The organism is Paenibacillus sp. SER-28, assembly GCF_052906305.1.
In genome coordinates this window covers 303634-318697 of record NZ_JBRECM010000003.1, presented here as the reverse complement: position 1 = coordinate 318697, position 15064 = coordinate 303634, and the positions used below count along the sequence as shown (strand labels likewise).

Annotated in this window: 16 protein-coding genes and 1 pseudogene; 12 read left to right on the top strand and 5 right to left on the bottom strand. The window is 44.8% G+C overall.

Annotated elements, in window-relative coordinates:
- Positions 1-168: 168 nt before the first annotated feature.
- Positions 169-984: a DUF2935 domain-containing protein gene (locus tag ACUYLD_RS11550; protein WP_061830019.1), complete on the top strand. Its 816-nt coding sequence runs from the start codon at positions 169-171 to the stop codon at positions 982-984.
- A 134-nt stretch (positions 985-1118) separates the two neighbouring features.
- Here the strand turns inward: ACUYLD_RS11550 and ACUYLD_RS11545 are convergent.
- The 3 genes and pseudogenes from ACUYLD_RS11545 to ACUYLD_RS11535 form a co-directional block, all read right to left on the bottom strand.
- Positions 1119-1276: pseudogene (locus tag ACUYLD_RS11545) on the bottom strand (alpha/beta hydrolase family protein); the annotation flags it as partial.
- An 11-nt stretch (positions 1277-1287) separates the two neighbouring features.
- A complete protein-coding gene (locus ACUYLD_RS11540; protein WP_446675066.1) occupies positions 1288-1653 on the bottom strand; it encodes a cupin domain-containing protein in 366 nt (121 codons plus the stop codon).
- Positions 1654-1670: 17 nt separating this feature from the next.
- The gene (locus ACUYLD_RS11535; protein WP_446675065.1) at positions 1671-2213 is read right to left on the bottom strand and encodes a GNAT family N-acetyltransferase; all 543 of its coding nucleotides are present in this window, start codon (positions 2211-2213) and stop codon (positions 1671-1673) included.
- 147 nt (positions 2214-2360) lie between these two features.
- On the opposite strand from ACUYLD_RS11535, the gene ACUYLD_RS11530 reads away from it, so the two are divergent.
- Positions 2361-3245 carry an aminoglycoside 6-adenylyltransferase gene (locus ACUYLD_RS11530; protein ID WP_446675064.1) on the top strand — a complete coding sequence of 295 codons (885 nt, stop codon included), beginning with the start codon at positions 2361-2363 and terminating at the stop codon, positions 3243-3245.
- On the top strand, positions 3229-3822 hold the full coding sequence (locus ACUYLD_RS11525) for a dienelactone hydrolase family protein (RefSeq protein WP_322172631.1): 594 nt from the start codon (positions 3229-3231) through the stop codon (positions 3820-3822). Before ACUYLD_RS11530 ends, ACUYLD_RS11525 begins: the two co-directional genes overlap by 17 nt.
- Positions 3823-3969: 147 nt before the next feature.
- Here ACUYLD_RS11525 and ACUYLD_RS11520 read toward each other — a convergent pair whose 3' ends face one another.
- Entirely contained in the window at positions 3970-4659 is a 690-nt protein-coding gene (locus ACUYLD_RS11520; protein ID WP_446675063.1) for an ArsR/SmtB family transcription factor, read from the bottom strand.
- A gap of 116 nt (positions 4660-4775) precedes the next feature.
- Between ACUYLD_RS11520 and ACUYLD_RS11515 the strand changes: the two genes are divergently transcribed.
- The 3 genes from ACUYLD_RS11515 to ACUYLD_RS11505 all read left to right on the top strand — a co-directional run bounded on the left by ACUYLD_RS11515 (position 4776) and on the right by ACUYLD_RS11505 (position 8697).
- Positions 4776-5396 (top strand): flavin reductase family protein, encoded by a 621-nt coding sequence (locus tag ACUYLD_RS11515; RefSeq protein WP_446675187.1) that lies wholly within the window; start codon positions 4776-4778, stop codon positions 5394-5396.
- A gap of 152 nt (positions 5397-5548) precedes the next feature.
- A complete protein-coding gene (locus ACUYLD_RS11510) occupies positions 5549-6841 on the top strand; it encodes a homocysteine synthase (RefSeq protein WP_023986774.1) in 1293 nt (430 codons plus the stop codon).
- 191 nt (positions 6842-7032) lie between these two features.
- The gene (locus tag ACUYLD_RS11505) at positions 7033-8697 is read left to right on the top strand and encodes a CoA-disulfide reductase (protein WP_446675062.1); all 1665 of its coding nucleotides are present in this window, start codon (positions 7033-7035) and stop codon (positions 8695-8697) included.
- Here the strand turns inward: ACUYLD_RS11505 and ACUYLD_RS11500 are convergent.
- Complete coding sequence (locus ACUYLD_RS11500; RefSeq protein ID WP_103046838.1) at positions 8682-9050, bottom strand: VOC family protein; 369 nt, start codon at positions 9048-9050, stop codon at positions 8682-8684. The genes ACUYLD_RS11505 and ACUYLD_RS11500 overlap by 16 nt on opposite strands.
- A 141-nt stretch (positions 9051-9191) precedes the next feature.
- On the opposite strand from ACUYLD_RS11500, the gene ACUYLD_RS11495 reads away from it, so the two are divergent.
- From ACUYLD_RS11495 to ACUYLD_RS11470, 6 genes are all read left to right on the top strand, one after another.
- The gene (locus ACUYLD_RS11495; protein ID WP_023986776.1) at positions 9192-9521 is read left to right on the top strand and encodes a hypothetical protein; all 330 of its coding nucleotides are present in this window, start codon (positions 9192-9194) and stop codon (positions 9519-9521) included.
- Positions 9522-9853: 332 nt separating this feature from the next.
- Entirely contained in the window at positions 9854-9976 is a 123-nt protein-coding gene (locus ACUYLD_RS11490) for a hypothetical protein (RefSeq protein WP_257785344.1), read from the top strand.
- Between the two features lie 99 nt (positions 9977-10075).
- Entirely contained in the window at positions 10076-10384 is a 309-nt protein-coding gene (locus ACUYLD_RS11485; protein ID WP_023986779.1) for a hypothetical protein, read from the top strand.
- Between the two features lie 785 nt (positions 10385-11169).
- Entirely contained in the window at positions 11170-12705 is a 1536-nt protein-coding gene (locus tag ACUYLD_RS11480) for an HD-GYP domain-containing protein (protein WP_446675061.1), read from the top strand.
- 139 nt (positions 12706-12844) lie between these two features.
- A complete protein-coding gene (locus tag ACUYLD_RS11475; RefSeq protein ID WP_446675060.1) occupies positions 12845-14290 on the top strand; it encodes an ATP-binding protein in 1446 nt (481 codons plus the stop codon).
- Positions 14291-14336: 46 nt separating this feature from the next.
- A complete protein-coding gene (locus tag ACUYLD_RS11470) occupies positions 14337-15056 on the top strand; it encodes an NAD(P)H-binding protein (RefSeq protein WP_250259554.1) in 720 nt (239 codons plus the stop codon).
- Positions 15057-15064 lie beyond the last annotated feature (8 nt).

Sequence of the window (15064 nt, the reverse complement as noted above, 5' to 3'; positions counted from 1 at the left end):
TATAGAGAAATATTTCACGTACATAAATAAGGCAACAGAGTTACGAGTCACAATAGCTCAACTTCGGAATTAGATTGTATGAGGCGTAGGATTCGATATTCATAATGACAAGGCATATCCCATATGACTAAGTAAGTGCTTTTTTGCTCACATAGAGGAGGGATATGATTGGATGCATTCGTTTCACGCTCATTAGATGAAATACGATTTTGGTCCAGGATTATGAAGGAGCATTCATTTTTTCTGGGGTTAGGTTTTCGAGCGGAAGATACTCAACTTAAAACAGAAGCCAATCGGTTCTACGCCATTTTTGAGGATATTGAGAAAAGGTCGAATGAATTTAATACCGAGACAGACCCTTATACAATCAAAGAGTTTAATACGGAAGTTCAGAATGCAGCGACAAATATTTGGGCATTTAAGAGAATGGTATTGGGCCTTATATTACAATGCAAACTTCCTGGGCAAACCAATTTCCCCTTACTGGTAGATCACGTAAGCCGGGAAGCCAATTATTTCAGAAATCGTTTAGGAGAACTCAATTCAGGAAAGCTTGAACCATTACCCGATGCAATTATTGATGAAAATGTATTTTTCTTAAAAATCATGGCTGATCACGCAAAATTTATAGGACATTTGCTTGATCCATCCGAGCGTAAACTGGTTGAACAAGCTAGGGAGTTTAGTAATGATTTTGATATGCTGATGTTTCAAGCGATTGATTTAAGTCATATGCGGCCACAGTCACAAACCGTTCCACTCCTGAGTCAATTTGTTGATGAAAACCGTGTCTCTGTGAAGTCCTTGCGAGATTTTAAGAAAACAGCGCGTGATTTAATCGACGAGTGCCGAATAAAAAGCATTATCCATCCTTTATTGGCCGATCATGTATTTCGTGAAGCGGAGAGGTTCCTTTTTATTCTCGATATGTTTGATCAATCCTTATCAGGTGTTAAGGTGAACAAGAGAGAAATCATGCACTGAGAGAGCCCAGTAAAAAGAGTACAGTTTCTGTAAAATATCCAGTGAAAATAAAAGCTTTAGACTGAACAAAAATCAAACAGCGGCAGACTAAGACTTGAAAAATAAAGTCTTAGTCTGCCGCTATTGTCATCCAACTAACGTGTATAAGTACATAGAAAATCCAATATGTCGCATTAAGCATCCTATGGAAATGTTCGCGATCAAAGCCGGGAGGGTCTTGCGATGGGAGAAAGGCCGGAGTCCTCATCGATTCCGGGAAAGGACTCAGAAAGGAGAAATGTCCGGCGTTTTTGCGGTATATATTTAAATCCAAATATCATTGACTGCCGTTAATTCTGACTCCACTCCTCCAGTATTTACCACACCTTTCGGCTCTACTAGCATGATATGGCACTCTTCATGTGCGAATGGCTTGTGTTCGACCCCCTTAGGTACAATAAACATTTCTCCCTGAGAAACCTGTACCCGTCCATCTCTAAAATCAATGAACATCTCGCCTTCAAGTACAATAAAGACCTCGTCGGTATCTTGATGATCGTGCCATACAAAATCCCCAACTATTTTCACCAATTTAAATTGATAGTCATTCATTTCACCAATAACTTTCGGAGACCAATGATCACTAAACTTAGATAACTTTTCATGCAGTTTGATTGATTGATACTTCATAATACCCTCCTTTTAAACTAGATATCCTCTGATGGATTGATAATCGCCAGTACCTGGTGATCCTCCCACTTTCCGTTGATCTTTACGTTGCTTCGAGAGATGCCTTCTTTGTGAAAGCCAGCCTTCTCAAGCACACGGATGGATCCTGGATTCCGAGGAGAGGCTTCCCCGAAGATCCGGTGAAACTTTAGCTCATCGAAGGCATAGCGAACCACCTGCTTCACCGCCTCCGTCGTATAACCCTTGCCGTTATATGCTTGGTCTAGGCTGTATCCGATCATACAGCTCTGAAGCGGTCCTCTCACCACAAAAGATAGACCTATGCTGCCTATAATCCGGTCGTCCTCCTTGTGGCATACCACAAAGGAATATTTCCGGTCCTCCATCATGTCGGCCTTGCTCTTAATAATCGTCTGGAGCTGGTACTCCTCCGTATAGTACTTCTCTTGGTTGTTTGGCGAAAACTTATCAAAGAACTCTTGATTGCGCTTGTACATTGCTGCCAACTCTGCGGCGTCCGTCTCCTCAGAGAACCGGATGTATACCCGCTGATCCGACATCTCCACCATCCTTCCAAACTGTAATATTAAAAATAATTATATCACAGGCTGAAGATTGGGAAATTGATTTGATGATTGGTGTATATCAGGCAGCATTCCTTTGAATGTTAACTAAAAATATATACCGTAATTATTGGATTGGATATAATGTTTTCTAAAAAAGGAGGATATATTGTAATGAATAATGCTTACGAAGTGCTTGAAGAGCGTATATCCGAATGGGGACTCTCTAATGAGGAAATTATTGCGGTTTATATCGTTGGGTCCCGGGCAAGAGAGGACAAACCTTTTGATGAGTTTTCTGACTTGGATGTAGTCGTCTTTTCAACGAATCCAGATTACTATCTTCAAAATGATCAATGGTTACGAAGCATCGGCAAGGTTTGGACCAGCTTTATGTTTCGAACGGCAAAAGGAGATCCGGAAAAACTAGTTCTCTTTGACCAAGGGGCTGAGGTTGATTTTCTATTCCGTCATACTTCTGACCTTGATCATATAATCAAAAATGGACGTATTCCTGAAGGATTTCAGCGGGGGGTCAGGATGCTGCTCGATAAGACGGGAAATGGAAACCACATCATCCCTCAATCCACAACGATCCCGGATACTCCTCCGATATCTGAAGGTGCTTATCTACAGGTTGTTAACATGTATTGCTTCGCCTCTCTCTATGTGGCTAAACAAATTTTGCGCAATGATCTGTGGGTAGCTAAGCAAAGAGATATGGACTGTAAACAATTATTGCTGCAAATGATAGAGTGGCATGCAAAAGCTGTACATGGATCGGAATATGATACTTGGCATGCAGGGAAATTCATAAATGAATGGGCTGACCAAGATGTCGTTGCTGATTTGAAAAAATCTTTTGGGGAATATGATCCCAATCATAGTTGGGAAGCACTGGTCGTATCCTTTGAGTTGTTCGAACGGTTATCCTCGGAAGTGGCAGCTAAGTATAAATACGCGTATCCGGATGAATTATTTTCCCATATTCAAAACTGGTTAGGGGGACAACATGATAAGCATAGATAAAAAGTCGGACACCCTAATTGTTGTGCTGCATGAGATTTATGGAATTAACCAGCATATACAAAATTTTTGTAGCCTATTATCGGATCAGGGTTATGACGTCATTTGTCCAAATTTACTAGGCAAAGAAACGCCTTATGACTATTCGCAAGAGGAAACTGCCTACACCAATTTTATGGATAATATAGGATTTGACCGCGCTTTCTATCATATCGAAAGTTTATTATTAAGTAATCGAGCTCGTTATAAAAAGGTATTTATCGTCGGATTTAGCATAGGGGCAACGATTGCCTGGCTGTGTAGTAAAGAAAAGTATGTTGATGGAATCGTAGGATACTATGGCTCTCGTATTAGAAATTATTTAGAAATAACTCCACATGGTCCAATACTGCTTTTTTTCCCACAGGAAGAACCATCATTTAATGTGGATGAGCTCATTTCAACTTTAGACAACCGTAATATCCGGGTACATAAATTCAGTGGACAGCACGGATTCAGTGACCCGTACTCTCCCCGATATAACGTACACTCAGCTCAGCAATCATTTAAAGAAATGGTAGAGTTTTTCAAGGAAGGTTGATCAATGAACAGCTTCACTTGGTTAGATGATAGTAATGATCGGTTGAACAACTATGCCTATAACCGTCCAATGACGAGAAAACAACTGGCCTTGTCTCCAGTCATAAAATCCAATGCGGAATAAGAGAAGGACTAGAACTATGATGATCTAGTCGATTTCTATCGAAAATATCTCTTTAAAACCTCTTTTACCATCGGCTGTAATACGTATCGCTCGGGTTGTGGGCAGACGCTCGATCCAATTTAATTCGAATAATCTGTCTAGAACAGCACTTCCTAAAGCACCTGCAAGGTGATGGCGTCGTTCACTCCAATCCAGGCATTTATGTGAGAAGGAGCGGCGCTTTTGTCTTGTTTTTTTTAGATCAATCTTAAAGTCAGTGAAGAAAGCCTCTCCTGGTTCCGTGATATGAAGCCCGTCCTGATCTTCGAAAAGAATCCCCTTTTGAATGAAAAAATTCATGAGCTGTACGCCTAATTGACCCGCAACATGATCGTAGCAAGTTCTTGCCAACCGTAGGGCCTCGTTTTCAGAGGCATGTTTGAATGAATGGATAGGGACAGGCGGAGCTATAGATAAAAATGACTCCATCACCCGGGCAACTTCGGGGTCTTGAATGCCATAGTAACGGTGCCGCCCCTGTTTTTCCACAGTAACGACTTGTGCCTCGGTCATTTTTGCCAGATGGAAGCTGGCTGTTTGCGGTTTGATGCCTGCCATATGGGCCAATTCACTTGCCGTGTGGAACCTGCCGTCTAATAAAGCGGTGAGTATAGCTGCACGGGAAGGCTCACTAACAAGAGAAGCAATCATGGCTACATTTGACTTGGTACTCATGGCACGGTTATCCCCCTTTGTAATCCATACTTCGATGAAGGTTGAAATATTTATATTTTACAATAGGGAGGTAGATCTGAATAGAAGGAGAAGAGATGATGAACCCAATACATCAGATGAATGAGATGAATCATAGCCCAGACGTTATAACGATTAACCCTAGCATTTTATATTACGGAACCCCTGTAATTTTACTCAACACGCTGAATGAGGATGGAACGACCAATATTAGCCCCATTTCCTCCTCGTGGGCATTAGGAGATTGTGTGGTACTAGGTATTGGAATTGGTGGGAAAGCATTTGAAAATATGAAGCGGCATCCTGAATGTGTAATCAACGTCCCGGGGCCTTCGATGTGGGAAAATGTAGAACGTTTGGCTCCTTATACAGGCAAGAATCCTGTTCCAGCGGAAAAGAAGGAACATGGATTTATGCACCATAAAGATAAGTATGAGATCAGCGGACTAACTTCGATGGAGTCGGATAGGGTCAAGCCCGCCCGAATTAGGGAGTGTCCTATTCAAATTGAAGCCAAGGTGAAGGATGTAAGAATTCCTGACCATTCTCCTTATTTTGCGATCGTCGAAACTCAAGCCATCCAGGTGCATGTTCATCAGGATATCATCCTTGGTGAGAACCATATTGATCCGACAAAGTGGAGCCCACTCATCTATAATTTCCGTCATTACTTTGGTCTGGGTGAGCATTTGGGCAAAACATTCCGATCTGAAATCTGATATTTCAATAAAATTATAATATCCTACCTGAATAATGAGAATTATCTTCCCAAATCGTTCTTTTTGTGCGAGAATGATTGAAAAATCATCCATGAGTACGCATACAAGAAGAGACGATTCATACAGCACGTATAACAAGGGAGGAAATAATCATGTCAGAAGAACGCAAGCTGTCATTCGAAACTCTCGCTGTCCATGCCGGACAACAAATTGATCCTACTACCTTTGCCCGCGCCGTTCCGTTGTATCAAACCACTTCATATGGATTTCGGGATGCGGAGCATGCGGCTGATTTGTTCTCGCTGAAAGAATTCGGCAACATTTATACGCGTCTGATGAATCCGACCACGGATGTATTCGAGCAACGGATTGCCGCGTTGGAAGGCGGGGCTGGTGCGTTGGCAACGGCTTCGGGAGCAGCGGCAATTTCCTTCTCCATCCTGAATATTGCGGGAGCTGGGGATGAAATTGTGTCGGCCTCCAGTCTGTATGGCGGTACATATAATCTATTTTCTACAACACTGCCGAAATTGGGCATTAAAGTGCATTTTGTCGATTCGGATGACCCAGAGAACTTCCGCAAAGCCATTACAGATAAGACGAAGGCATTATTTGCCGAAACGATTGGCAACCCACAGGGAAATGTGCTGGATGTGGAAGCTGTAGCGGCGATTGCGCACGAATATGGTATTCCGCTGATTGTGGATAATACGTTCCCAAGTCCTTACTTGTTGCGTCCTATCGAATACGGAGCGGACATTGTTGTGCATTCTGCAACGAAGTTTATTGGCGGGCACGGCACGTCTATTGGTGGGGTGATCGTGGACAGCGGCAAGTTTGACTGGAAAGCGAGTGGTCGTTTCCCAGGACTGACTGAGCCGGACCCGAGCTACCACGGAGTTGTTTACACCGAGGCGGTGGGGCCTATCGCATATATTATCAAGGCACGGGTCCAATTGCTGCGGGACTTGGGAGCTGCGATTTCTCCGTTTAATTCATGGCTGCTGCTTCAGGGCTTGGAGACACTTCATCTGCGGCTGGAGAGACATAGTCAAAATGCCTTGAAGGTAGCGCAATATCTCGAAGGCCACAAGGATGTGGAGTGGGTCAGCTACACCGGGCTGCCAAGCCACCCGTCCTACGAATTAGCTCAGAAATACTTGCCAAAGGGACAGGGAGCGATTCTGACCTTCGGTATTAAAGGTGGAAGCCAAGCGGGAAGCAAGCTAATTGCGAATGTAAAGCTATTTTCTCATTTGGCGAATGTGGGTGATTCCAAGTCTTTAATTATTCACCCGGCAAGCACAACGCACCAGCAGTTGAATGTGGAAGAACAGGTCGCTGCCGGAGTCAAACCAGAGCTGTTACGCCTATCTGTCGGGACAGAAGCGATAGACGATATTTTGTACGATCTGGAACAGGCGATCGCGGCCAGCCAGCAGTAGTAGCAGTAGACCCTTCTTAGACTAAGTGTGACAGAGCAATCGTGTAGCATCGCAAGTGATTTTCCGACCCAGATCAGTATTCGTCCAGAGTTTGATCAGGCGGGGGGCAACCTCCGTCTTTTTTTGCGTGTTGACATCATACCCCCATAGGTATATATTATACCCCGTAGGGTATATGAGGAGGGGAAGAAATGGGTAGGAAAATAGTTATTATTGGCGGGGTAGCAGGTGGAGCTTCTGCTGCTGCGAGATTGCGTAGATGGAATGAGGAAGACGAGATTATTCTGTTTGAACGCGGAGAGCATGTTTCTTTTGCGAACTGTGGCCTTCCCTACTATATTGGTGGGACAATCCATGCGCGGGAGAAGCTGTTTCTCCAGACGCCTCAAGGGATAAGAGACCGTTTTAATATAGATGTGAGGGTACTGAAAGAAGTGATACAAATAGACCGCGAGCAGAAGCTCGTCCGCTTCCGCGATATGATTACAGGGGAAACAGATGAGCAGCCGTACGATATTGTGGTATTGTCGCCGGGAGCCAAACCGATGATACCGGACATTCCCGGATTACATGAAGCTGTGAATGTATTTACATTAAGAAACATTCATGACACGGACGTTATTAAGGCATATGTAGATGAAAGGTATCCCCAGCATGTCACGGTGATCGGGGCCGGATTTATTGGGCTGGAGATGGCGGAGAATTTGCGGGAGCGTGGACTTGCAGTAACTATTATTGATATGGGTCAACAATTATTGAATCCGCTGGACCCTGAAATGGCCAAATGGGTAGAACAGCATGTGAGGCTGAACGGGGTGGAGGTGCGTTTAGAGGAAGGAGTCACGGCTTTTGAAGAGCAGGGTACACAACTTCGATTGACCTCCGGGGGTGTGCTTCAGACGGACATGGTTATTCTGGCGATCGGTGTTGTTCCTGAAAATGAGTTGGCCAAGCAAAGCGGATTGGAACTTGGTTTTCGCGGCGCCATTCAGGTCAACGCCCAACTGCAAACCAGCGATCCGGCCATTTATGCGGTGGGGGATGCCATCCAGGTCAAAGACCGCAATCATGGGTTTGCAACGATGGTATCACTAGCTTGGGGAGCCAATCGTCAGGGGCGTTTGGTAGCGGATCATATTAACGGTCAAGCCATTTCTTATGATGGGGCGCTTGGAACATCCGTAATTAAGACCTTTGCATTGACTTCAGCCTCTACAGGTAATAATGAAAAAACACTACAGCGGCTGGGCGTTCCTTATCAGGCTGTTCATATTCATCCCGGTTCACATGCCGGCTATTACCCTGGCGCATCACCCATTGCTATGAAGCTGCTCTTTAATCCTGAGAACGGGATGATCTATGGGGCGCAGGCTGTTGGAGCTGATGGAGCAGACAAAAGGATTGATGTGATTGCGACGGCTATTCGTGGTCATTTGAACGTCCGTGAGCTGGCTGATATTGAACTTGCTTACGCACCTCCCTATTCTTCAGCAAAAGACCCTGTGAATATGGCGGGTTACGTGGCTTCGAATATCATGGATGGGCTGGTCCAAACGATACAGTGGCATGAAGTTGATGATTTTCACCGCAATGGTGGTCTTATAATTGATGTAAGGGATGCGGTGGAGCTACAGGCAGGAGCCATCCCTGGTTCAATTCATATTCCTCTGGCCGAGATTAGAGAGCGGATGGCAGAAATCCCTAGTAATCTGGAGATCGCGGTATCCTGCCAAGTCGGTCTGCGAGGCTATATTGCGGCCAGAATTTTGACTCAAAACGGTTATCGGGTGAGGAACGTTGATGGTGGCTATAAGACGTATTCGGTTATGGCTGAACGTAATCATCTCTTAAAATAGTTCATCACCCATCCAATCTGGTTGAGGTGATCCGTTACTTCGCCGTGCAGCGCACCAAAGAAAGTATCTTGTAGCTCCACGGTAACGGTACCTTTTTCTGCTAGTGCGCGGTAAGCTTGCTTAAGCTCGTCCTCACTTTCACAGTCGAGAATGATTTGGACATGCTGCGCTTTGAGCGGTTTACCGTAGGAATCTGAAAAATGGATATGACTGCTACCCAGGTGAAGTTCAGCGTGCAAGAGTCTGCCTTCCTGCTTGTTTAGCACTTTGATTTTCCCGCCTAACACCGATTGGTAATAATCAATGGACTGTTGCACATCGTTTACAATGACAAAAGGACTTGCACTTCTCATGGGATCATTTCCTTTCATGTCTTTGGTGTAGGATCGCTACTGTACATTATTTACATTATCCGCAGGGTTTACCCCTTTTCTGATCAAATTATGGCTTGGTTCACTGTGTGACGTCTGTTACAATAGAAGAGGCATATACGAATGGATAGAAAAGAGGTTGAACAGGTGGGCACTTCAGTGATTTGGGAAGCAGTTATATATTGGGTGATCTTGGTGATTTCCGCTCTGTGCGTGATCGCAGTATCTGGTACTCGGAAGACAGCAAGCACGATTATTTTAGCGCCCGTTGTTTTGTTCTGTACCATATTTATGATGCAGGGATCAGTGTTTACTGCCATGAATCACCCGACGATGGGGTCTAATGTCGGTTTGGGTATGGCATTTCTGACAACATGGGTGGTCAGCGGAATATTGTTTGCTGTAGCGCTTGTAATTGCTTTTATTAAATATAACAAGAAGAACAAGGCGTAATTTACACCTTAACCTTAGATGGATAAAGGCTTTCGGTGATGTGCCGAAAGCCTTTTTTGTATAACGATGGAGGATGTCTCTGCTTATCTGCGTCTTCTCATAAGCAATACAACGATCAGCACGACGATGATCACGATCAATAGGAATTTCATATTCAATAACCTCCTTGGTCTGTCTCATATTTGGTATTAACCACTTTGAGTTAGTATGTACCGATGGATCTCAAGCAAGTATCTATTGTCGAGTGCTTGGGGAAAATTAGAATGTGGGACTAAAAAGAGGTTTACAGGCTTAGCTGGAAAGTGTATACATAAAGTAAGGAGGCGATTGCCATGAGTGATCGTGCATTTCATTTGTTCTATATTATTTTCTTAACGGTTCTGGCACTTGGAAGTGTGGGTGGAATCGCCTGGTGGTTGCGCTCTATTGGTCGTCAGGAGAAGGAAAAAAACTAAATTCAACATGGGCATACAAGTCCGAATGCATCTTCCAGTAGGAGGGTGCATTTTTATATGTTATAATGGGAACGTACGTTCTTTGTAGGAGGGAAGCCGATGTTGCCAGATTTGGAACGAAAGCTGCTACGTATTTTGTATAATTATTTCGCCCAGCATCGCCACATGCCCACAATGGCGGAATTGACCGTAAAAACAGGCAAGCGAGACGCTGAAATTACAGTCGCCTTGCGACATATGGAACAGGAGCGTTACATCACTTGGGAAAACAATTCGGGTACCCAGCATGTTGTTTTACTGGAAGGGTGGGAACGTCCCTCGACCCAAAGGCGCACCCAAGCGGAAACAAGACGTTCCACTACGCAAACGATGCCGCCCGATGGTACAGAATATTGGACGAATTATTAGAAGGTATATAAAACTGGAAAATTAATGAGTTTTTAAGGTGCATATCATTTAGTTTTAAGAAAGCGAGACTATAATGACCTTATTAACCCCTTTTTGATCAAGCTATAGGCCCTGCCGATGTATCGGCAGGGCCACTTTTTTGTTCATAGATATGCTTTCCGTATATGAAAAATCCCCCGGGGATCATCCGGAGGATGGTGCAGTTTGCATATACTGCACGGCCTGCTCAAACTTCATCGTTTGATGGCATAATATATATTCAACCCCTGCTACCTTGCATTATATGGTCAGCATGTTCATAAGGGGCAGTGTGATTCCACTGTTCATTTTCCAAACGACAAAAGCCCTACCTCTCTTTCGTCCTTGCGGCTCCGATGACCGCGCCAGTGTGAATGTGAAAATCTTCGGCAAAAGCTCAAAATTCTACATTAGGGTTATACATAAAATTTGGAGAAGCTCCATACGGTGATTAGGAGTAATAGCTTGTTGCGTGGAATCTTATGGGGTTAATACATATTCTAATAGTATAGCAAGAATGATTATAAAACACAAGTCATTTTTGGATTTTTGATGATAGATTGGAAAAAATGTTGGCTAAAATGTCCATCCCTCGCGAGTTTCTTAATTAAGAATAAGATGATTTTCCATCTATAAATTGCAGATTAAAAGCCGTCCTCGTATTTATGTAAAATGCTCGAGCAAGAAGGTAAACTTTTGATGGTTGGACTCCGATATTGAATACACAAGATATTTTAGAGTGTACGGATGAAAAGAGGGGTAGCAATTTGCCGACCTATAAGCGTTTTATTCAGCATGTTATCCTGAACTATATTATAGGTTCGTTTATCGCTGTATTGTTGGTAGGTATGATTTTTGTATTTTCCACGTTAAATGTAGCCCACTATGAAATTCTGGGTCTTGTTAAAATTATTGCATTTTCCAGCGTTATTATGATTGCTTGTGAAACCATAGTGTTTCGAATGCATTTGAGACCCGTTCATCGTTTTTTTCTAGGTAACCAGGAAACGCTCAAGGATGTAGAAGCGGTGTATATCCGGGTTCATCATCTGCCTAATTTGTCCGTTTTACGTATTGTTGGACCGCATTTGTTAGGCTTCTCTATCCCGGCTACCGTTATTTCGTTATGGATGATACATACTGGACAACTTACTTTTCCCTTTTATTATGTAGGAATCGCCTGTATAGGAGCTTGTTTGGTCGCTTCCATGCACGCACTGGTTGAATTTTTCCTGACCATGAGAGCAATCAAACCGCTTCTGGAGGAAATTCGTGATCGAACCTACCAGCAATATGGATTAAACCTGTCCCTGCGAGGACGAGTCCTGCTATCGCTTCGGCATAAATTTCAGTTAAGCGCGACGCTCATTGGTGCTTTTCCTTTATTTTTATTTTGTTTAGCTACACAGATTCGCCTGGAACGTTTGGAGGCGACGGATTCTACCTCCTATTGGGCTTGGGCGGGTACGATTTTAATTTTTGGTGTAGCCTTTGCTTATCTGGGAGGCAGGTTGCTGACCCGTGAGATCGAACAGCCGATCCACCATCTGCTAGAAAAAATGAATGAAGTGAAGGAAGGCCGCCTGAACAGTAATGCCAGCGATTTGTATTCAGATGAATTTGCGGAGCTGGTCGAAGGATTTAACATGATGATCGAGGGCTTGAAGGAACGGGAAGAAAAGAACGGTCAGCTATTGGACAGTTACTTCGCCACCTTGGCGGCAGCACTGGATGCGCGAGATGCTTATACCGCAGGACATTCTTTGCGTGTAGCTGAATATTCCGTACTCATTGGACGCAAGGGAGGTTTGAATGAGACGGACCTCGACTTGCTACGCAAAACAGCCTTGCTGCATGATATCGGTAAAATCGGCGTGGCTGACGCTGTGCTGCTCAAGGACGGCAAGCTGACGGACGAGGAGTTTGATCAGATTAAAATGCACCCGGTTATGGGAGAAAGCATTCTCCGGCAAGTTGAGCCGGCTTATGCTATGGCCCCTTATTTGCCGGGCGTGCGCTCGCACCATGAGCGTTATGATGGCAAGGGATACCCTGACCAGCTCGCTGGGGAAGATATCCCCTTATTTGGGCGAATCATTGCTGTAGCGGATGCTTATGATGCGATGACGTCTGATCGTCCCTATCGGCAAGGTATGAAGGAAGAGAAGGCGGTTATGATATTGGAAGAGGGAAAGGGAACCCAATGGGACCCTTATTTTGCCGAATTATTTGTCAAAGAGTGGCGCCGAAACAAAGGCATCACAGCTGACTCTATAGGTATCAGCACTAGGGCGAGCCATTGAGGTTCGCTTTTTTTATATACGGATATAAGATCTTTTGACATGTCGAAAGATGGGGCTTCATGTTATGATGTACAAGAAAGGCAGACGCGGTTAACATAGGCCTGGCATCCAATTTTTTGCGCTATGGGAGTGTGAGTCCATGCAATTTTCAATGATGTTTTTAATGAATTTAGGGATGCTGATTGCCGTTGCCTATGTGGCGAACGTGATTTATAAATATGGTTTGAGTCGTACCTCTTCGCGGTTCAAATATGTCAGCTCGGTGCTGCTAGTGATATTTGGCGGATGGGTCAGCTCTTGCTTTGGTTTTAACTTTAGTGAAACAGTTATTTTTGATCTGCGTTTCGTACCGCTGATTATCGCGGCGTTGGTGTATCCCCGCTCTTATACGCTTATTATTATTGGGGTCGCAATCGGACTTACGAGATTTACCTTCGGCCTGCATATGGCGGCGTGGGTCGGCTTTTTGAATATGAGCATTCTGGGCGTCCTGTGCGCTGGATTGAATTACTGGATGCGCCGTTCCACCTGGCGTTTGATTATTAAGGCATCGGTAACCATTTTAGCGGTTAATATCGTAAATACGTTAAATATTGCCTGTCTAGGCGTCATTCCCTGGCGCTATTATGTAGCGGAGGTTGTTCCTCTTACACTGCCTATCGGCATCGTTCTAAGTTTTTTATTTGCTCTGATTTTACGTGACTTTCAGATGGAGCAGCAGCGGAATCATCAGATTAAGCAGGCGAATGAGTTGTTATCAGAGCAGCGAGATGAGTTGCAGAAGGCAAAGGTCATTCTAGAGGAACGTGCCAAGCAACTGATGATGGCTTCCCAATATAAATCGGATTTTATGGCAACGATGTCGCATGAGTTACGTACACCTCTTAACAGCATCATTAATCTGGCGCAAATTATCAACGAGCAGGGAAAAGAGCTGGATGAGGACGAGCTAGACCAGTACAGTGATCTAATTTATGCCTCCGGGCATGATTTGCTCCAATTGATCAACGACATTCTGGACCTATCCAAGGTCGAGGCTGGGCACATGGAAATCGTAAGTGAGCCAGTCAGTGTACGTGAGATTGCGCAGGTGATGATGATGCATTTTGAAGTCACAGCGAAGGATAAAAATCTGGAATTCAGCTTGAAGGAGCATGAGCCTATACCGAATGAAATTCGATCTGATTCCAAACGCGTACAGCAAATTTTGCGTAATCTATTGTCCAATGCCTTTAAGTTCACTCATGAAGGACGTGTATTGCTGGAAATAAGCACACAACATCTAGATCGAAAGGGACAAGAGGGAGATTGGGTTGTATTTGCTGTAAAAGATACGGGCATCGGCATTTCCAAGCTTCAGCAGCATGTTATTTTTGAGGCATTCCAGCAGGCGAACGGTTCCATTAATCGTAAATATGGAGGAACTGGGTTGGGATTGTCCATCAGCCGTGATTTTTCCCGTTTGTTGGGTGGGTTTATCCGTCTGAAGAGTGAGGAGGGCAAGGGAAGTACATTTTCCCTGTACCTACCGATGTGTCCGTCCGAAAACAAGGAGGCGGACGAACAACCCTTTAAATTAACCTAATCGCAATTGTAGGAGCAGGAGCGCTATGGCACAAAGGAGGTCTATCATGGAACGCAAAGCGGTCGTTGTGGGTGCAACAGGGCTTGTCGGGGGTTATGTTGTACGAGAGCTGCTGGTGCAAAAGGAATACAACCGCGTCATGGTTATGGGCAGACGTCCATTGGACATCAAGCATCCCAAGCTGGAGCAGGCGCTCATCGATTGGGAACAGCCACAGAAAGCGGCGTTCGCCTTCGAAGGGGTGGATGATGTTTTTTGCTGCCTTGGGACAACGATGAAAAAGGCGGGCTCCAAGGAGCAGTTCCGTCAGGTGGATCTAGACTACCCGGTGCTGACAGCCCAGTTGGGCAAAGAAGCTGGAGCGGTACAGATGCTTGCGGTCTCTGCGATGGGCGCCGATCCAGACTCACGCGTGTTTTATAATCGCACCAAAGGTGAGGCTGAAGAGGCGCTTGCTGCTGTCGCATTGCCTGCGCTGCATTTGTTCCGTCCGTCGCTGATTTTGGGCGCGAGACCTGAACGACGTTTGGGTGAAGCCGCTGCTGCTGTTGTCATGAAGGCACTGGACGGCCTGATGACGGGCAAGCTCGCTTCCTACCGCGCTATCCCGGCCTCGGTCATCGCACGAGCCATGGTACGAATTGCTCTCGCACAGGCGAGCGGCGTACATATTTATCCGAACGACATCATTCGAGTCATTGGTGCAGAACTAACATCCGATGATGAGGAACCCGGTACAGGAACGGCTCCTGATGAGAACGTGTAAAACCACGG